Raw genomic sequence first — 17,965 nt, 5'->3', positions numbered from 1 at the left:
TTACAGCGCCGATGGTACTGCAGGGGGGACCCTGTGGGAGAGTAGGACGCCGCCGAACAAATATTGCGAAAACCCCTGTACCGTTTATTCGGTACAGGGGTTTTCTGCGTTTAGGGTCAGCAGTATGCGCTATGACCTCGTGATCTTCGACAATGACGGTGTCCTCGTCGACAGTGAGCCGATCTCCAACAGGCTCCTGGCCGGCTATCTCACGGAACTCGGGCACCCGACCTCCTACGAGGAGTCCCTCCGTGACTACATGGGCGCCGCGATGCACCGCGTGCACGATCTCGTCGAGGAGCGGACCGGGCAGCGGTTGCCGGACGACTTCGACGATGTCTTTCACGCGCGCGTGTTCGCCGCGTTCGAGCGGGAGTTGAAGCCGGTCGCCGGGGCCGTCGACGTGCTGGAGAGGCTGGTCGCGGACGGGGTGCCGTACTGCGTGGCGTCGTCCGGGAGTCATGAGCGGATTCGGGTGGGGCATCGGACGACGGGGCTGGACGAGTGGTTCGAGGAGGAGTGGGTCTTCAGCTCCGAGGACGTGGGGCGGGGGAAGCCCGCTCCGGATCTGTTCCTCTACGCGGCCGAGCGGATGGGTGTCGTACCGGAGAAGTGTGTGGTCGTAGAAGACAGTCCGCTGGGGGTGCAGGCCGCTGTCGCGGCCGGAATGGATGTGTACGGGTTCGCCGCCATGACGCCTGTGGAGCGGCTTTCCGGGGCGACTCGACTCTTCGGTGATATGCGGGAGTTGGTCGACCAGCTGGACTGACATTTGTCATGTCCAGCTGTGGACGTTCGTTTCTACTGGCGGTGGGGGCGTCGGCGGCAAGCTGACTGCATGACGACGAACACGGGCTCCAGGAAGCAGAACCTCGCGCCGCTTCTCATGGATGTGGCGGTGCCGATCGGGTCGTACTACCTGCTCAAGAGCGGGTTCGGGATGAGCACCATGGCGGCGCTGGGGTGGAGCAGCGTGCTGCCGGCGCTGCGGACCGGGTGGGGTGTCGTCGTGGAGCGGAAGGTCAATGCCTTCGCGGCGCTGATCCTCTTCGTGAACGTCGTCGGGCTGTTGCTCAGCCTCGTCGCCGGTGACCCGCGGTTGATGCTCGCCAAGGACAGCGGGGTCAGCAGTGTCATCGGGATCGGGGTGCTGGTGTCCGTGGCTATGGGCCGGCCGATGATGACCGCCGGGATGAAGCCCTTCCTCGTGAAGGGCGACGCGGACCGGGAGGCCGTCTTCGAGCGGCTGCTGGGCGGGTCGGCGGCCTTTCAGCGGGCCGAGCGGCGCTTCTCGCTGGTGTGGGGTGTCGCGCTGCTCGGAGAGTGTGTCGCCCGGGTGGTCGGGGCGTACACGGTGCCCGTGGACACCATGGTGTGGTTGGGCACGGTCGTCATGATCGGCACGATGACCGTGACGGCTGTCGTCAGTGGTGGTCTTGCCGTCGGGCCGATGGCGGAGATGATCGCCGTTGAGCTGGAGGCCGGGGACGGCCCCGCACCTGCGGTTGTTCCCTCGCTGGTCGCCGCTCGGTAAAGCTGAGCCGAATTCATCTTTGGCTGGATCTACCCACGAGTACGCCGGGGCCCTTACGCTCGCCGCCATGACAGATGTGCTGCGGCGCGGTAGGGCCTCTTTGGCGTTCAGCTTCTTCGCTCAGGGCGCCACCTTCGCGCTGCTCGTGACACGCATCCCGGCGATCCAGGACCGGTACGGGGTCTCGGACGGGCTGCTGCCCGTCTTCCTGGCCGCCGTACCGATCCTCGCCGGGGTCGGCAGCGTGACCACCGAGCAGCTGGTGAAGCGAATACGGCCCAGTGTGCTGTTGCGCTGGTCCCAGCCCGTTGTCCTCCTGGCGCTGCTCGGGGTCGGGTCGGGCGACAGCATGGCCGAACTGGCGGTCGCGCTCGGTGCGTTCGGGCTCGGTGTGGGTGCGCTGGACGCCTCGATGAACATGCTCGGGGTGAGTCTGCAGCGGACGTACGGGCGCAGCATCATGCTCAGCTTCCATGCCGCGTACAGCCTGGGCGGGATCGTGGGGGCCTCGCTGGCCTGGGCGGGGGCGCACTGGCATCTCGCGTTGTGGGTGTCGTACCTGCCGGTTGCGGCCGTGTTGTTGCCGGCTGCCTTTGTGGGGAGTCGGTGGTACGTCGACGGGGGTGCGCCCGGTGAGGAGGGCGAGGGCCAGGGTGCGGAGGCCGGGCCGCTCGTCTTCAAGTTGCTGCTGCCGTTGTGTCTGGTGATGACCTTCGCGTATATCGGGGACTCGACCGTCTCCAACTGGAGTGCGAAGTACCTGAAGGACGTGCTGGGGAGTTCCGAGCAGGTCGCGACCGTTCCGTACAACGTCTACATGGTGATGTGCCTGGTCGGGCGGGGGATCGGGGATCTTGGGGTGCGGCGGTTCGGGGCCGTGGCCGTCGTACGGCTGGGGGCTGTGGTGGCTGCGGTGGGGTTCGCTGTGGTGGCCGTGGCGCCGGGGGCCGGGGTCGGGATGCTTGGGTTCACCTTGTTGGGGCTCGGGCTGTGTGTGTTGGTGCCGCAGACCTTCGCGGCGGCCGGGCGGTTGTTCCCGGGGGCTTCGGATACGGCCATTGCTCGGCTCAATGTGTTCAATTACGTGGGGTTTCTGATCGGTTCGCCGTTGGTGGGGGCGTTGGGTGACGCCTGGAGTTATCGCGGGGCGATGCTCGTGCCGATGGTGTTGGTGCTGGTGACGTTGGTGTACGCCCGCTCGTTCGCGCCGCAGGCGGGCCGGTACGGTGACGGGCATGAGCGGGCGCGCACAGCTGATGTGGGACGAGGCAGTAACGGGCTATGACTTCGGCCGGGACCATCCGATGGACCCGGTCCGGCTCGCCCTGACCCGGAGACTCGTCGACGCCTTCGGGCTGGATGAGGTCGTGGACGTGGTGGCGGCCAAGCCCGCTGGCGATTCGACGTTGCGGCTGGTTCACCGGGAGGACTATGTCGAGGCGGTGAAGGCCGCTTCTGCTGATCCGGATGCGGCGGACGGGGCGTATGGGCTGGGGACGATGGATGATCCCGCCTTTGCGGGGATGCATGAGGTGTCGGCTCTTATCGCCGGGCAGTCGGTGGGGGCTGCCGAGGCTGTGTGGGGCGGGGATGTGCTGCATGCCGTGAATTTCGCGGGTGGGCTACATCACGCTATGCCGGGGGCTGCTTCCGGGTTCTGTATCTACAACGATGCGTCGATCGCTATTGCCCGGCTGTTGGAGCTCGGGGCCGAGCGGGTCGCGTATGTCGATGTGGACGTGCATCACGGGGACGGGGTCCAGGCGGCGTTCTGGGAGGACCCCCGGGTGCTGACGATCTCCCTGCATGAGCATCCGCGGACGTTGTTTCCGCAGACCGGGTGGCCGGAGGAGACCGGGGCGGGGCGGGGGGAGGGGTCTGCGGTCAATGTGGCGTTGCCGGCCGGGACCGGGGACGCGGGGTGGTTGCGGGCGTTTCATGCCGTTGTGCCGGAGTTGATCGCGGACTTTCGGCCGCAGGTGCTGGTGACTCAGCACGGGGCCGACACGCACTTCGAGGATCCGCTTGCTCATCTCGCCGTGTCGCTGGACGCGCAGCGGGCTGTGCAGGTCGCGTGTCATGAGTTGGCGCACGAGTACGCCGAGGGGAAGTGGGTTGCGCTCGGTGGGGGTGGTTATGCCGTGGTGGAGGTCGTGCCGCGGTCGTGGACGCATCTTGTTGCTATCGCTGCGGGGCGGGAGATCTTGCCGGAGGCGGTGATTCCTGAGGGGTGGCGGCAGGAAGTGTTTGCTCGGACGCGGCAGTTGGGGCCGCAGCGGATGACGGATGGGCGGTGGCCTGTGGTCTACGCCGACTGGGAGTCGGGGTATGACCCCGCCGACCGTCTTGACCAGGCTGTTGTGGCGACTCGGCGGGCGGTGTTTCCGTTGCGGGGGCTGTTGGCGTAGGTCTTCGGTGGTTGTGTGTGCGGGTGGGTGTCGCGGGGATTTTTTCGCCCCCGCCGCCCCTACCCGTCCCATCCCTGGGGGCTGCCGCCCCCAGACCCCCGCTTCGGCCTGAACGGCCTCGTCCTCAAACGCCGGACGGGCTGATCGTGCCGGCCTGCGCTGGGAAGTGGTTGCCGGGGGCGGTCGGTCAAGTCGCCCCCGGCGTTTGTGTGTCAGCCGCAGTGGCCGGAGTCGCTGCCGGTGGCTGTGCCGATCACGCCGTACCACTCGGTGCAGTAGCCGCGGGCGGGCATGTAGACGGGGCCGGCGTACGACGTGTACTGGCCGGTGTCGCTGACCGGGGTGCTCTCGTGGTCGGTGATGATGTTGAGCTCGACGCCCATGTAGATCTTGGCGCCCGGGGTGTTGCGGATGGTCACGGCGCAGTTCTTGCCGGTGGACTCGTTCCAGGTCAGGAAGACCTTGCCGACGTTGCCGACCGGCGTGGAGTCGATGACCTTGTAGCCGGTGCCGCAGGCGCCGTTGTAGGTGGCGGTGGCGGAGGTCGCTGCCGATGCCGGGGCCGTGGCGGCTACCGTGCCGCCGAGGGCCAGGACGGTGAGTGCGGCGGCGGTCGTGGTGCGACGGGACAGCTTGATCATGACGGTGTTCCCCCAGTTGATGTGTTCGTCAACTTGCTTGGGACGGTTGGTCGTTCCGTCCACGCAAGGTGAGACCCGGGAACGCGTACGACAGTTGTGGTTGTTTTTGTCACTGTCCTGTCACCGGTGTTACGCCAACCGCGCGGTGTTTCCGGGGTTCCCGTCGTGGACGGCCCCCCGGTCCGTCAGCATCGCTTCCGTGTTGAGCACCGGCGCGCTCCGCGCCCATCTCCTCGCCGCCCGGCTGGCCGGGCCCGTGGCCACCTCGCGGGAGGAGAGTCTGCGGAGTTATCGGGCCTTCGCCGCTCGGGATCCCCGGGTGCTGATCGGGCTTGATCCGGAGTGGACTTGGGGGCAGCGGGACCTGATCGGGTTGATGGCGGACAAGTGTGGGGTTTCGGCCGACCCGACCCACACTTCCGGGCATGATGTGATCGATCCGGAGCGGACTTTGGCTGCACTGGATGCCTTTGCCGATCGGTTGGGTGCGGTGGCGGAGTGCAACGGGGCGGTGCTCCTCGGGACCGGGCATCCGCACCGACTGCTCGGGTTCTACGCCGCGTTGGCGGACGCCTTGTCGGCGGCAGGGTGTGCTGTTCTCACCCCCGCGCAGGGTCACTCTGTCGACATAACGACCCGGTTCGGTCTACGCACGTACAACCTTGACTACGTACAAGGAGTCGCGCTGGTCCGCGAACCGGGCCCCGAACGCCCCGGTTGTGAGCCCGGCGCACACACGCACTCACCGCTGCCGGTTCGTACCGTGCTGGGTGCGGCGGCGGAGGTCGGCGGGGTGCTTCCGGAGCTGGTGATCGGGGACCACGGATGGGTCTGCGGAGCAGGTCAGCTGGGGTTTGAGGCCATTGGGCTGGCTGACACCGATGACCCTGCACTGTTCGTGGGGGAGGCCGAGGGGTCGGTGTCCGTCGTAGTTCCACTTGATGACGCCGTGCGGTCCGCTTACTACCGCCCGCTTACCCGCTACGTACTCAATCGAGCGTGTCTGTCACAGTAGGCCGCCGATGGGTGCACCTCTTCCCCACTCGCATCACACGCCCCTACATTGGGGAGTGAGCACGCAACGACGAAGAGTCACCGGAAGGGGAAGCCGGTGACCGTCGAGTGCGGAAGGTTCAGGTGTGTCATGGCTGCAGCTGGCGAGAGGCCTCTGAACGAGGTTCAGTTCCTTACCGTGGCGGAGGTCGCCTCGGTGATGCGAGTGTCGAAGATGACCGTGTACCGGTTGGTGCACAGCGGTCATCTGCCCGCTATCCGGGTGGGGCGGTCCTTCCGCGTCCCCGAGCAAGCGGTACACGAGTACCTTCGCGAGAGTTATGTGGGGGTGGAGACAGCCTGAGGCGATACCTCGATTACGACCTCAGCGCTCGGACGGGTAGGCTGGCCCCTTGTAGGTCGTATGGGCCCATGATGCCCAGCACCGAGTGATGAGAAGTGAGCGAGGGTAGTCGTGGGCTCTGTTATCAAGAAGCGGCGCAAGCGGATGGCTAAGAAGAAGCACCGCAAGCTGCTGAAGCGCACGCGCGTGCAGCGTCGTAACAAGAAGTAGGCGACGCGGCGCCGCGAGAGCGTCTCCTGTGGCCCCCCACCGCATTTCGGTGGGGGGCCACAGTTATGTTCCGGACTTTCGTGCGTCGGGCGGTCATCACAGCGCAACACCGAACCGCTAGGTTGGCCGCACACGGGTAACGCAAAAGGAAGGCGCTGATCTTGGGGAAGGTCGTGCTCGTGACCGGAGTGGCCCGTCAGTTGGGGGGCCGGTTCGTACGACGGATTCAGCGTGACCCACAGGTGGACCGGGTGATCGCCGTGGACGCGGTCCAGCCCGGGCATCATCTGGGGGGCGCCGAGTTCATCCAGGCCGACATCCGGCAGCCCACCATCGCGCGGGTGCTCGCCGAGTCCGGCGCCGACACGGTCGTCCACATGGACGTGACGGGCACCGCCCTGGGCAGCGGCAGCCGGACCACGGTCAAGGAGACCAACGTCATCGGCACCATGCAGCTCCTCGGCGCCTGCCAGAAGTCGCCGGTCGTGAAGCGCCTGGTGGTGAAGTCCAGTACGAACGTCTACGGCTCCGCCCCGCGCGATCCGGCCGTCTTCACCGAGGGCACCCCGCCGAAGTCCCTGCCGAGCGGCGGCTTCGCGAAGGACACCGTCGAGGTCGAGGGGTATGTGCGCGGCTTCGCCCGTCGCCGGCCCGACGTCGCGGTGTGCGTGCTGCGGTTCGCCAACATCCTTGGTCCTACGGCGGATTCGCCGCTCGCGTCGTACTTCTCGCTGCCGGTCCTGCCGACCGTGTTCGGGTACGACCCGCGGCTGCAGTTCGTGCACGAGGACGACATGATCGAGGTGCTGCGGATCGCCTCGCACGATCCGGAGCGGGGCACGCTCAACAGCGGCACCTTCAACATCGCCGGGGACGGCGTCCTGCTGCTCTCCCAGTGCTCCCGGCGCCTGGGCCGCCCGACCGTGCCGCTGCTGCTGCCGGCGGTCACCTGGGCGGGTTCCCTGGTGCGTACGCTGGGGATGACGGACTTCTCCCCGGAACAGATCCGGTTGCTGACCCACGGCCGGGTCGTGTCGACGGTCCAGATGCGCGAGACGCTGGGGTACAAGCCGAAGTACACGACCGCCGAGACCTTCGCGGACTTCGCGCGCAGCCAGGGCCCGGGGCTGCTGCCGCCGGAGGTCCTCGCGGGGGCCGTCGACCGGATCGCCGCGCTGTCCCGGCCGGACAGTGGCCACCCCCCGACGCCGAGCGCCAACTGAGGAGCGCATCAACGATGGCGGATGCCAAGGTCATTCCGTTCGACGACGACCGGTCCCGCGCGAACGGTGTTCAGCGGCCGCAGCGGCGCCGGAGCACGGGGAACCGGCGCAAGAACGGCGAGCCCGCGCTGGTCCGTGAGGTCCAGCCCCTGCCGGGCCGGGACTTCGCGCAGGATGATGTTCCTGTGACGCGTGTGGAACAGGAGCCGGAGAAGGCACCGGGCGACGAGGTCGGCCAGGGTGGCCTGGAACGCCGGGTCGCCCACGGCCTGTCGTTCCTGCGCCGTCGGCTGACCGGGGACTACGACGTCGACGACTTCGGCTACGACGAGGAGCTCACCGACGAGGTCTTGATGCCGGCGCTGCGCCCGCTGTACGAGAAGTACTTCCGGGTCGAGGTGAAGGGCATCGAGAACATCCCGGCCGAGGGCGGGGCGCTGATCGTCGCCAACCACTCCGGGACGCTGCCGCTGGACGGCGTGATGATGCAGATCGCCGTCCACGACAACCACCCGGCGGGCCGTCACCTCCGGCTCCTCGCGGCGGACCTCGTCTTCATGCTGCCGGTGGTCAACGAACTCGCCCGCAAGGCCGGTCACACCCTGGCCTGCGCCGAGGACGCCGAACGGCTCCTGGGCCGTGGCGAGTTGGTCGGTGTGATGCCGGAGGGCTTCAAGGGCATCGGCAAGCCGTTCAGCGAGCGCTACAAACTCCAGCGCTTCGGCCGCGGCGGCTTCGTCTCGACCGCGCTGCGCAAGGGCACGCCGATCATCCCGTGCTCGATCGTGGGCGCGGAGGAGATCTACCCGATGATCGGCAACTCGAAGACGCTGGCCCGCGTTCTCGGCTTCCCGTACTTCCCGATCACCCCGACGTTCCCCTGGCTGGGCCCGCTCGGCGCGATCCCGCTCCCCACGAAGTGGACGATCCAGTTCGGCGAGCCGATCCTCACGGACGGCTACCCGCCGGAGGCGGCCGAGGACCCGATGCTGATGTTCAACCTCACGGACCAGGTGAGGGAGCAGATCCAGCACACGCTGTACAAGTTGCTGGTGCAGCGGCGGTCGGTGTTTTTCTAGTTTTTTTGGTTCCGCAGTTCCTTGGCTGCGGGCCGGTGGGGGCTGGTCGCGCCCACGCGGCGGTAGCCGCAAATCAATACAGCCCCGCGCCCCTAAAGACGATGGGCGCCCCTCCCTGGAGGGGCGCCCATCGCCGTACAGCCGAGGCGGAGCTAATTCGCGTCCTCGCTGTCGATGCCCAAGCCCGGCAGCAGGCCCGGCAACAGCGGTGGCAGCGTGACGTCCGGTTCGGTGATCGACGGTTTGCTCGCGGACGGCGACTCCGTGCCGGAGGACTTCGGGGGGTCCAGGAGGCCGCCCGTGTTGCCGCCGAGGAGGCCGTCGCCGGTGGTGGCGGACTCGCTGGGTGTGCTGGAGTGGCCGGTCTCCGCGGAGCCGTCCGTCGTGCTCGGTGCCGTGGAGCGGTGTGAGCCCGTCGCACCGGTGGACGTCGTGTCCGGACCGCGGTGTCTGCCGGTGCCGGGGGTCGTCGCCGGGGGCTGGGGGAGCAGGGACTGCAGCGGGGCGACCTCTTGGTCTATGGCGTCGAAGACCGACGACACCTGGTCGCTGACGTCGCCGAGCTGGACCGGCAGGCGGTCGCGCAGCGCGCCCCAGGCCTCGCGGTGCGAGCGGGAGAACGCGGAGAGGGCCTGGATGGGGCCCAGCGAGTTCGGGTCCTGCTCGTACGCCTCGTGCAGCAGGCGGTGGCCCTCGGACGCGTCGTGCGTCATCCCGGACAGCGTGCGGCGGATCTCGCCGAGCTGCTCGTGGTCGAGGTGGCCGCTACGGTCCCGCTCCATCAGCCGGCGTGCCTCGCTCAGGCGGTTGGACGCCTGGTCGAGGTAGGCCACACCGCGCTGATCGGCGCCGTCGGACAGGTAGTTGAGCTTGAAGTCCTCGATGCCGCGCTTCAGGCCGTACAGCCCGTCGCCCGGCAGGGCGTCCGAGCTGGCGGCGGCGACTCCGCCGAAGGCTCCCGCGGCGACCCCGACACTCAGGCCGCCGGCCGCGAGGCCCTTGCTGAGCCGGGACCGCGGTCGCAGCTTGCCCAGGCCGGTGGCCCGGTGCGTACCCCGGGACCGGTGGGAACGCTGCTCCGGTACCGAAGGTTCTGGTGCCTCGCCTCCTTGCAGCATGGCCTCGAACGCGGCGACCAGCTGAGCCCGCTGGACGACCTTGACCTCAGGGTCCAGTACGGGTTTGGGCAGCTCGCCGAGACCGGTGGCGAAGGCCAGCATGCGGCCCTGCTCGGTCTGTTCCGCAGCAGCCGGGGCCGGTGCCGGTCCTTCGGACTGCTCGGCCGCCGTGCCCCGGTCGGACTGCTCCTCTTCCAGGGCCTGGGCGAAGGCGTTCGCCCGCCGGTGCGCCGATACGTTCGCGATCACTGGCGGCACCTCCTCTCGCGTCATGACGGTCGACTCCCCAGGGGGTCCTGAGGGTTGCACAGCCTGACCACATCCACACGATCGAGTGATCGGAGAGGGTCAGGGTGTGACCACAGGGAGCCTGTATCCCGCACAACGAGTGGCGCGGCACTTGGGTTACGGACGACGGATGATCCGACCGCGAACTCAACGGACTTTCACTGAGCGCGAGTTGGGCGCTACCGAGCGTGTGCCGTCAGCGGGCGTCGTCCGGGAGGAGCCGGGCGAGAGTGCGCACGGCCCGGTACTGGAGGGTCTTGATCGCACCCTCGTTCTTGCCCATCACCCGGGCGGTCTCCGCGACGGAGAGGCCCTGGAGGAAGCGCAGCGTGACGCACTCCTGCTGCTGGGGGTTGAGCCGTCGTACGGCGTCGAGGAGGGCGGCGTTCGACAGGGACTCCAGGACGGAGTCCTCGGGGGAGCGCGCGACCTCGTTGGCGTCGAGCATCTCGCCGGTGGTCACTTCCAGCCGGAAGCGGCTCGACTTGAAGTGGTCGGCGACCAGGTTGCGGGCGATCGTCACCAGCCAGGCGCCGAAGTCGCGCCCCTGATAGGTGAACGTGCCGATGCGGCGCAGGGCGCGCAGAAAGGTCTCGCTGGTGAGGTCCTCGGCGGTGGCTTTGCCTCCCACTCGGTAGTAGATGTACCGGTACACAGTGTCGCTGTACTGGTCGTAGAGGCGGCCGAAGGCGTCGGCTTCGCCGGCCTGGGCACGCTCCACGAGGTCCATCATCCGGCCGCTGTCGCTGTCAGCGGCCGGACGGCGTGCGGTGGCGGCGCCGGCCGAGCGCCCTCGTCTGCCCACCGCGGCGCCACCGTCGGCCAGTGCGTAGCACGGACCGACGGGTGCGGTGGTGGCGAAGGCGGCGGGGACGGCGTACGCGGTGGGGACGAAGCCGCGCAACAGGTCTTGGACCGTTGCGCGCAGCGTAGCCAGGCCCGAGGCGTCAACCCCGACGTGTGGGTACACGGGACTCCCAGAGGCAGAGCTTCCATCACGTGCAGTACCGGAACGTTCACCCGTCGTAGCGACAGAGAGGTGCCGGATTGCGTCTGAGGAGAATAACGCTTCGTACAGGCGCTGCTACACCCAGTTGCTCAAATCATCGATTACGTCGCTTCCGTAACCGATTGACGGCCGATCAAGTACCGCAGAGTGAGCGGTTGTTGATCAGAACAGTCCGAATTCAGTCAGAGACCAGGGCGTGTTGTGGCCGTGTGCAGCCAACGTGACTGGACAGGGGGTTACGCGGGTACGACCCGTGGATTGAGTGTGTTTACCGCGTCACCGGCGTCGGCGATGCAAAGCGATCGCCGCGGCCGTGCCGCCGGCCACCGCGCCCACGCCGGCCGCCGCGGGGATGCCGACCTTGGCCGCCTTGCGGGCCGTTCGGTAGTCGCGCAGCCGCCAGTCCAGCTCGCGCGCGTGCTTGCGCAGCTTGGAGTCCGGGTTGATGGCGTAGGGGTGGCCGACCAGCGAGAGCATCGGGATGTCGTTGTGCGAGTCGCTGTACGCGGCGCAGCGGGAGAGGTCCAGGCCCTCCGCCGCGGCGAGCGCCTTGACCGCCTCCGCCTTCGCGGGGCCGTGCAGGGGTTCGCCGACCAACTTGCCGGTGTAGACGCCGTCGACGGACTCGGCGACCGTGCCGAGCGCGCCGGTGAGGCCGAGGCGGCGGGCGATCACGTTGGCGATCTCCACCGGGGCCGCTGTGACGAGCCACACCTTCTGGCCCGCGTGCAGGTGTGCCTCGGCGAGGGCGCGGGTGCCGGGCCAGATGCGCTCGGCCATGTACTCGTCGTAGATCTCCTCGCCGATCGACTGGAGTTCGGCGACGCGGTGGCCCTTGACGATGGACAGCGCGGAGTCGCGCGCCTCCTGCATGTGTTCGGGGTCCTCGGAGCCGGCGAGCCTGAACCAGGCCTGCTGCCAGGCGAACTTGACGAGGTCGCGGGTCTCGAAGAACTTCCGTTTGTGCAGGCCGCGGCCGAAGTGGAAGATCGACGCGCCCTGCATGACGGTGTTGTCGAGGTCGAAGAAGGCGGCTGCTCTGTCGTCGCCGAGGACGGGGAACTCCGGTTCCTGCGCGTCTTCCGAGAGCGTGTCGGCGTCCTGCATGTCCGATACGTCCTGCGACGACTTGCGCGCTGCCTCCGCAGAGGCCTCGCCTGCCAACACGCTCCGCGCCGTGGCGGAGCGCCTACGGGGAGTGAGCCATCCGAGAGCGGCCATGTCGTGAGCATAGCCAGTTTGTTCGGTGGTTCCGGAGCCGAGAGGTTCGGAGGCTGTGAACTCTCCGCGACCGGGCCGTTAAAGAAGTCCTCGGGCGGCGTGAGAATGGTGTGCATGAGTCATCTCGTCACCCTCATCGGGAAGCCAGGCTGTCATCTGTGCGAGGACGCGCAGCTCGTCGTCGAGAAGGTGTGTGCCGACCTCGGGGTCCCCTGGGAGCAGAAGGACATCACCGAGGACCAGCACCTGCACGACCAGTACTGGGAGCAGGTTCCGGTTGTCCTCGTCGATGGGAAACAGCACACCTTCTGGCGGGTGGACGAGGGCCGGCTGCGCCGGGAACTGACCAAGTAGTTCAACGCGCACCCGAACGTCGCTTAGGATCGACGGCGGTTTGGTCTCGGGGGCGGGAATTACGAGGAGTGTGGCGGTTTTGCCCCCTGGAATACACCTGGGACGCCTGCGCGTGACCCCGGTCACGTTGCCCGGGCAAATCGGACACCATCTTTGTGCACGCGTTCACAAAGACATAGCCTGCTTTCGACGGGGCGGTCTGGGTACGTGTGACCGCCCACAGCCCCGCTCTACCCGCAGGAGCACCGTGGCAACTGGCCGAACTCACCGACCGGCGAGCCGTAGCCGAGGGATTCCCGAGGCCACCGTCGCCCGTCTCCCGCTGTACCTCCGCGCGCTGACCGGACTTTCGGAGCGCTCGGTACCCACGGTCTCCTCCGAGGAGCTCGCGGCTGCCGCGGGGGTCAACTCCGCGAAGCTGCGCAAGGACTTCTCCTACCTCGGCTCCTACGGCACCCGCGGTGTGGGCTACGACGTCGAGTACCTCGTCTACCAGATCTCCCGCGAGCTGGGCCTGACCCAGGACTGGCCGGTCGTGATCGTCGGTATCGGAAACCTGGGCGCCGCGCTCGCCAACTACGGCGGGTTCGCTTCCCGAGGCTTCCGGGTCGCCGCCCTCATCGACGCGGATCCGGCGATGGCCGGCAAGCCCGTCGCGGGCATCCCGGTGCAGCACTCGGACGAGCTGGAAAAGATCATCAGCGACAACGGCGTCTCCATCGGCGTCATCGCGACCCCCGCCGGTGCCGCCCAGCCGGTCTGTGACCGGCTCGTGGCCGCCGGTGTGACGTCCATCCTGAACTTCGCGCCGACCGTGCTGACCGTCCCGGACGGCGTCGACGTCCGCAAGGTCGACCTCTCCATCGAGCTGCAGATCCTCGCCTTCCACGAGCAGCGCAAGGCCGGCGAGGAGGCCGCCAACGAGGCGGCCCACCCGACCGCCGCGCGCCGTGGCGACTCCGCCGAGCAGGGCCCTGACGGGGACGTCCCCGCCGTGATGCCGGCATGAGTCTCCTCGTCGTCGGGCTGAGCCACCGCAGCGCGCCGGTCAGCGTCCTGGAGCGGGCGACGCTGAACGCGGACGCCCAGTTCAAGCTGCTCCAGGACACGGTCGCCGCCGAACCGGCCGCCGAGGCCGCGGTGTTGGCCACCTGCAACCGCATCGAGCTCTACGCCGACGTGGACAAGTTCCACGCGGGCGTCGCCGAGGTGTCCACGCTGCTCGCCCAGCACAGCGGCGTCGGCCTGGACGAGCTCACTCCTTATCTCTACGTGCACTACGAGGACCGGGCCGTCCACCACCTCTTCTCGGTGGCCTGCGGCCTCGACTCGATGGTGGTCGGCGAGGGCCAGATCCTCGGCCAGATCAAGGACTCGCTGGCCAAGGCGCAGGAACTGCACTCCGCCGGGCGGCTGTTGAACGACCTGTTCCAGCAGGCACTGAGAGTCGGCAAGCGCGCCCACTCGGAGACCGGCATCGACCGTGCCGGGCAGTCCCTGGTCACCTTCGGCCTTCAGCAGCTGTCCTCCGGCAGGCCGGTGGAGGCCTGGGCGAAGGGGAAACGGGCCCTGGTCATCGGCGCCGGCTCCATGTCGTCGCTGGCCGCCGCGACCCTCGCGCGTGCCGGGGTCGCCGAGATCGTCGTCGCCAACCGCACGTCCGACCGCGCCGAGCGCCTCGCCCAGATCATCACCGAGAGCCCCGAGACGGACGTGTCCGCCCGCGCGGTACCGATGGACTCGGTGCCGTTCGAGCTGACACGTGCCGATGTCGCCGTGTCCTGCACGGGCGCGACGGGGCTGGTCCTCACGGCCGAGACGGTCGCGGAGGCGGTCGGGGGCCGGGTGCCGCAGGACGCCCCGGCCGGTCGTACGGCCGTAGCGGATGTCGTGCGCGAAGAGCTTCCGCCGACGTCCGTCGGGACCGAGGACGGGTGTCCGCTGGACCTTTCCGCGGTGCAGGGGGCGAGTGGCTTCTCCGTGATGGGGGAGGCCGCCGTGGCCGGGATGGACGCGGCGACGCTGGAGCAGCACGCGGCCTGGGCAGGCGGTACGGCCGTCGACCGGCGTGAGGCGGCCCGGCGTACGCCCGAGGCCGAGGCGGAACTCATCACCGAACTCGCCACCATGGCCGCGACCGTCGGCCGGATCCCCGAGCGCCGCAGGCCCGAGCCCGTCGCGCAGATCCCGCGCCCCGCGCCCGCGCTGTCGCTGCTCGACCTCGCGATGCCGCGGGACGTCGACGCCGCCGTGCACCGGCTGGCCGGGGTGCTGCTCGTGGACATCGAGTCGCTCGCCGAGGCCTCCGCGGACGCTCCGATGGCGGCGGACGTGGACCAGGTCAGGCGTATCGTCTCCGACGAGGTCGCGGCCTTCGGGGCAGCCCAGCGGGCCGCGCACATCACGCCGACCGTGGTCGCCCTGCGGGCCATGGCCGCCGAGGTCGTGGCGGGCGAGATCGCCCGGCTCGACGGACGGCTGCCCGGCCTCGACGACAAGCACCGCGCGGAGATCACCCAGACCGTGCGGCGTGTGGTGGACAAGCTGCTGCACGCGCCGACCGTACGGGTCAAGCAGCTCGCGGCCGAGCCCGGCGGCGCCGGGTACGCGGACGCGCTGCGCACCCTGTTCGACCTCGACCAGGAGACGGTGGCCTCCGTCTCCCGGGCCCGACGAGCCGACGACGAACCTGAGAACAGCAAGAACCGAGGGCCAGCATGAGTAGCAAGGCACCACTGAGGCTCGGGACCAGGCGGAGCAGACTCGCCCTGGCCCAGTCCGGGCTGGTGGCGGACGCCGTGAGCCAGGTGACCGGACGGCCCGTCGAGCTCGTCGAGATCACCACCTACGGCGACACCTCCCGCGAGCACCTCGCCCAGATCGGCGGCACGGGGGTCTTCGTGACCGCGCTGCGTGACGCGCTGCTCGGCGGTGAGGTCGACTTCGCGGTTCATTCGCTGAAGGACCTGCCGACCACGCAGCCCGCGGAGCTGGTGCTCGCCGCCGTTCCGGAGCGGGAGGACCCGCGGGACGTGATCGTCGCCAGGGACGCCCTGAAGTTCACCGACCTGCCCCGCGGGGCGCGCATCGGTACGGGCTCCCCCCGTCGCACGGCCCAGCTGAACGCGTACGCGCGCAGCCACGGCCTCGACATCGAGACGGTCCCGATCCGCGGGAACATCGACACCCGCGTCGGCTTCGTGCGGGACGGTGAGCTGGACGCCGTGGTCCTGGCCGCCGCCGGACTGAGCCGGATCGGCCGGATCGACGAAGTGACCGACTTCCTGTCGGTCGACACGATTTTGCCCGCCCCCGGCCAGGGGGCCCTGGCGATCGAATGTGCCGCGGACAACGCGGACTTGATCGCGGCACTCGGCGAACTCGACGACCCGTTCACCCGGATCGCCGTGACCGCCGAAAGGTCCCTGCTCGCCGCCCTGGAGGCCGGCTGCTCCGCCCCTGTGGGCGCGCTGGCCGACCTTCTGGCCGACGGGCAGATTGTCAAGGAAATGCGCCTGCGCGGAATAGTCGGCACGACCGACGGTTCGCGTACGGTGCAGCTGTCCACCACCGGTCCCGTGCCCGAGACACATGACCAAGCACTGGCGCTCGGTCGCGAACTCGCCGCCGAGATGCTTGCCCAGGGCGCGGCCGGTCTGATGGGGGAGCAAGCCAAGTGAGCCCCACCACTCTTCCCGCCGCCGGTCCTGAACACGGGCACGTCACCTTCCTGGGTGCCGGACCCGGAGATCCGGGACTGCTCACACTGCGCGCCGTCGAGGCGCTGGCGAACGCGGACGTTCTCGTCGCCGAGCACGAGGTGCTCGACGTCGTACGTCCGCACGCCCGAGCCGGCGTAGCCGTCGTGCATCCGGATCCGAGTCCTTCTTCGGGCTCGCTCCCGGGCACAGGCACGCCTCAACTAACGGTTGTTGACGGTGCGTCAACAACCGTTGGCCTACCCGCTGTGCGGGATGCGGCACATCTTGTCATGGAGGCCGCACGGGGCGGCAGGCGGGTCGTGCGTGCGGTCTCGGGGGACCCGGGACTAGATACGTACGCCGCCGAGGAAATGCTCGCCTGCGTCGCCGCGGGTGTGCCTTTCGAGGTCGTCCCCGGTGTCGCCGCGGCCGTCGGCGTGCCCGCGTACGCCGGTGTCCCGCTGCGGGACGCGCAGGGTGCGGACGTCCGGTTCGTGGACGCCCGTACCGCGTCGGACCGGTGCTGGACGGAGGTGGGGGCGTCGGACGGCACGGTGGTGGTTTCCACGTCGCTGGACTCCGTGGCTTCGGCCGCCGGTGAGCTGGTGGCTGCCGGTCGTAAGCCGGACACCCCGATGACGGTCACAGTGGCTGGTACGACCACTCGTCAGCGGACCTGGTCCGCGACGCTCGGCACCATCGCGCAGACGCTGAAGCAGGCGAAGGTGCTGCCCTCGCCCGAGGGTGGCCGGCCGGTGATAGCCGTGGTCGGTGAGCGTTCCGCCGCCGCCCAGCGCGACCAGTTGTCGTGGTTCGAGTCCAAGCCGCTGTTCGGCTGGAAGGTCCTCGTCCCGCGCACGAAGGAGCAGGCGGCTTCGCTCTCCGACCAACTCCGGTCGTACGGCGCCGTTCCGCACGAGGTGCCGACGATCGCCGTCGAACCGCCGCGCACGCCCCAGCAGATGGAGCGGGCGGTCAAGGGGCTGGTGACGGGCCGGTACGAGTGGATCGCCTTCACTTCGGTCAACGCGGTCAAGGCCGTACGCGAGAAGTTCGAGGAGTACGGGCTCGACGCGCGTGCGTTCGCCGGGATCAAGGTCGCTGCTGTGGGTGAGCAGACCACCAAGGCGCTGGTTGCCTTTGGTGTGAAGCCGGATCTCGTGCCGAGCGGGGAGCAGTCCGCGGCCGGGTTGTTGGAGGACTGGCCACCCTACGACCCGGTCTTCGACCCGATCGACCGGGTGTTCCTGCCGCGGGCGGACATCGCCACGGAGACGTTGGTCGCCGGGCTGATCGAGCTCGGGTGGGAGGTGGATGACGTGACCGCCTACCGGACCGTGCGGGCCTCGCCGCCGCCCGCCGATACGCGGGAGGCGATCAAGGGGGGTGGCTTCGACGCCGTTCTCTTCACGTCGTCGTCCACTGTGCGGAACCTGGTGGGTATCGCCGGGAAGCCGCACAACGTGACGGTGATCGCGTGTATTGGTCCCGCTACGGCGAAGACCGCCGAGGAGCACGGGCTGCGGGTGGACGTGATGGCTCCGGAGCCGTCTGTGCACAAGTTGGCCGAGGCGTTGGCGAACTTCGGGCTGCGGCGGAGAGCTGCGGCGCAGGAGGCCGGGGATCCGGTCACGCGGCCGAGTGAGCGTCGGCCTGGTGCTCGGCGGCGTCGGACGACCTGAGGTTGAGTTTCGGGTTGGGGTGAGTGGGGGCGGGCGGCGCGGGGATTTTTCGCCCCCGCCGCCCCTACCCGTCCCATCCCTGGGGGCTGCCGCCCCCAGACCCCCGCTTCGGCCCCGAAAGGGCCTCGTCCTCAAACGCC

At 68.9% G+C, this 17,965-nt stretch carries 18 protein-coding genes; 14 read left to right on the top strand and 4 right to left on the bottom strand.

The window, feature by feature from the left end:
* The first annotated feature begins 124 nt into the window (after positions 1 to 124).
* The 4 genes from AB0I69_RS48615 (at position 125) to AB0I69_RS48600 (ending at position 3,942) form a co-directional block, all read left to right on the top strand.
* Entirely contained in the window at positions 125 to 769 is a 645-nt protein-coding gene (locus AB0I69_RS48615) for an HAD family hydrolase (RefSeq protein WP_363102298.1), read from the top strand.
* 69 nt (positions 770 to 838) lie between these two features.
* Positions 839 to 1,534 carry a VC0807 family protein gene (locus AB0I69_RS48610; RefSeq protein ID WP_363102297.1) on the top strand — a complete coding sequence of 232 codons (696 nt, stop codon included), beginning with the start codon at positions 839 to 841 and terminating at the stop codon, positions 1,532 to 1,534.
* A 67-nt stretch (positions 1,535 to 1,601) separates the two neighbouring features.
* Complete coding sequence (locus AB0I69_RS48605) at positions 1,602 to 2,819, top strand: MFS transporter (RefSeq protein WP_363102296.1); 1,218 nt, start codon at positions 1,602 to 1,604, stop codon at positions 2,817 to 2,819.
* Positions 2,770 to 3,942, top strand: a complete 1,173-nt coding sequence (locus tag AB0I69_RS48600; RefSeq protein WP_363102295.1) for an acetoin utilization protein AcuC — start codon at positions 2,770 to 2,772, stop codon at positions 3,940 to 3,942. The genes AB0I69_RS48605 and AB0I69_RS48600 overlap by 50 nt, the downstream gene beginning before the upstream one ends.
* A gap of 212 nt (positions 3,943 to 4,154) precedes the next feature.
* On the opposite strand, the gene AB0I69_RS48595 is transcribed toward AB0I69_RS48600, so the two are convergent.
* On the bottom strand, positions 4,155 to 4,583 hold the full coding sequence (locus AB0I69_RS48595; protein ID WP_363102294.1) for a spore-associated protein A: 429 nt from the start codon (positions 4,581 to 4,583) through the stop codon (positions 4,155 to 4,157).
* A 199-nt stretch (positions 4,584 to 4,782) separates the two neighbouring features.
* Between AB0I69_RS48595 and AB0I69_RS48590 the strand changes: the two genes are divergently transcribed.
* From AB0I69_RS48590 to AB0I69_RS48570, 5 genes are all read left to right on the top strand, one after another.
* Positions 4,783 to 5,598, top strand: coding sequence for a phosphatase (locus AB0I69_RS48590; RefSeq protein WP_363102293.1), 816 nt, complete (start codon positions 4,783 to 4,785; stop codon positions 5,596 to 5,598).
* Positions 5,599 to 5,727: 129 nt separating this feature from the next.
* Positions 5,728 to 5,940, top strand: coding sequence for a helix-turn-helix domain-containing protein (locus AB0I69_RS48585; protein ID WP_004984898.1), 213 nt, complete (start codon positions 5,728 to 5,730; stop codon positions 5,938 to 5,940).
* A 111-nt stretch (positions 5,941 to 6,051) separates the two neighbouring features.
* Positions 6,052 to 6,150: an AURKAIP1/COX24 domain-containing protein gene (locus AB0I69_RS48580; RefSeq protein WP_003948845.1), complete on the top strand. Its 99-nt coding sequence runs from the start codon at positions 6,052 to 6,054 to the stop codon at positions 6,148 to 6,150.
* 161 nt (positions 6,151 to 6,311) lie between these two features.
* On the top strand, positions 6,312 to 7,373 hold the full coding sequence (locus AB0I69_RS48575) for an NAD-dependent epimerase/dehydratase family protein (RefSeq protein WP_363102292.1): 1,062 nt from the start codon (positions 6,312 to 6,314) through the stop codon (positions 7,371 to 7,373).
* A gap of 14 nt (positions 7,374 to 7,387) precedes the next feature.
* Positions 7,388 to 8,452, top strand: a complete 1,065-nt coding sequence (locus AB0I69_RS48570; RefSeq protein ID WP_363102291.1) for a lysophospholipid acyltransferase family protein — start codon at positions 7,388 to 7,390, stop codon at positions 8,450 to 8,452.
* A gap of 152 nt (positions 8,453 to 8,604) precedes the next feature.
* On the opposite strand, the gene AB0I69_RS48565 is transcribed toward AB0I69_RS48570, so the two are convergent.
* From AB0I69_RS48565 to AB0I69_RS48555, 3 genes are all read right to left on the bottom strand, one after another.
* On the bottom strand, positions 8,605 to 9,819 hold the full coding sequence (locus AB0I69_RS48565) for a DUF5667 domain-containing protein (protein WP_363102290.1): 1,215 nt from the start codon (positions 9,817 to 9,819) through the stop codon (positions 8,605 to 8,607).
* 235 nt (positions 9,820 to 10,054) lie between these two features.
* Entirely contained in the window at positions 10,055 to 10,828 is a 774-nt protein-coding gene (locus AB0I69_RS48560) for an ECF subfamily RNA polymerase sigma factor, BldN family (protein WP_363102289.1), read from the bottom strand.
* Between the two features lie 315 nt (positions 10,829 to 11,143).
* Positions 11,144 to 12,088 (bottom strand): HAD-IB family hydrolase, encoded by a 945-nt coding sequence (locus AB0I69_RS48555; protein WP_363102288.1) that lies wholly within the window; start codon positions 12,086 to 12,088, stop codon positions 11,144 to 11,146.
* A 114-nt stretch (positions 12,089 to 12,202) separates the two neighbouring features.
* On the opposite strand from AB0I69_RS48555, the gene AB0I69_RS48550 reads away from it, so the two are divergent.
* The 5 genes from AB0I69_RS48550 to AB0I69_RS48530 all read left to right on the top strand — a co-directional run bounded on the left by AB0I69_RS48550 (position 12,203) and on the right by AB0I69_RS48530 (position 17,825).
* Positions 12,203 to 12,442 carry a glutaredoxin family protein gene (locus AB0I69_RS48550; protein ID WP_363102287.1) on the top strand — a complete coding sequence of 80 codons (240 nt, stop codon included), beginning with the start codon at positions 12,203 to 12,205 and terminating at the stop codon, positions 12,440 to 12,442.
* A 247-nt stretch (positions 12,443 to 12,689) separates the two neighbouring features.
* Entirely contained in the window at positions 12,690 to 13,451 is a 762-nt protein-coding gene (locus AB0I69_RS48545; RefSeq protein WP_363102286.1) for a redox-sensing transcriptional repressor Rex, read from the top strand.
* On the top strand, positions 13,448 to 15,163 hold the full coding sequence (locus tag AB0I69_RS48540) for a glutamyl-tRNA reductase (protein ID WP_363102285.1): 1,716 nt from the start codon (positions 13,448 to 13,450) through the stop codon (positions 15,161 to 15,163). The genes AB0I69_RS48545 and AB0I69_RS48540 overlap by 4 nt, the downstream gene beginning before the upstream one ends.
* Positions 15,160 to 16,122 (top strand): hydroxymethylbilane synthase, encoded by a 963-nt coding sequence (hemC, locus tag AB0I69_RS48535; protein WP_363102284.1) that lies wholly within the window; start codon positions 15,160 to 15,162, stop codon positions 16,120 to 16,122. The genes AB0I69_RS48540 and hemC overlap by 4 nt, the downstream gene beginning before the upstream one ends.
* On the top strand, positions 16,119 to 17,825 hold the full coding sequence (locus tag AB0I69_RS48530) for a bifunctional uroporphyrinogen-III C-methyltransferase/uroporphyrinogen-III synthase (RefSeq protein ID WP_363102283.1): 1,707 nt from the start codon (positions 16,119 to 16,121) through the stop codon (positions 17,823 to 17,825). Before hemC ends, AB0I69_RS48530 begins: the two co-directional genes overlap by 4 nt.
* Positions 17,826 to 17,965 lie beyond the last annotated feature (140 nt).

Source organism: Streptomyces sp. NPDC050508 (assembly GCF_040655155.1).
In the GTDB taxonomy this organism is placed as follows: Bacteria; Actinomycetota; Actinomycetes; order Streptomycetales; family Streptomycetaceae; genus Streptomyces.
Note: the sequence above shows the minus strand (reverse complement) of the source record. Positions and strands in the feature narration are given on the sequence as shown.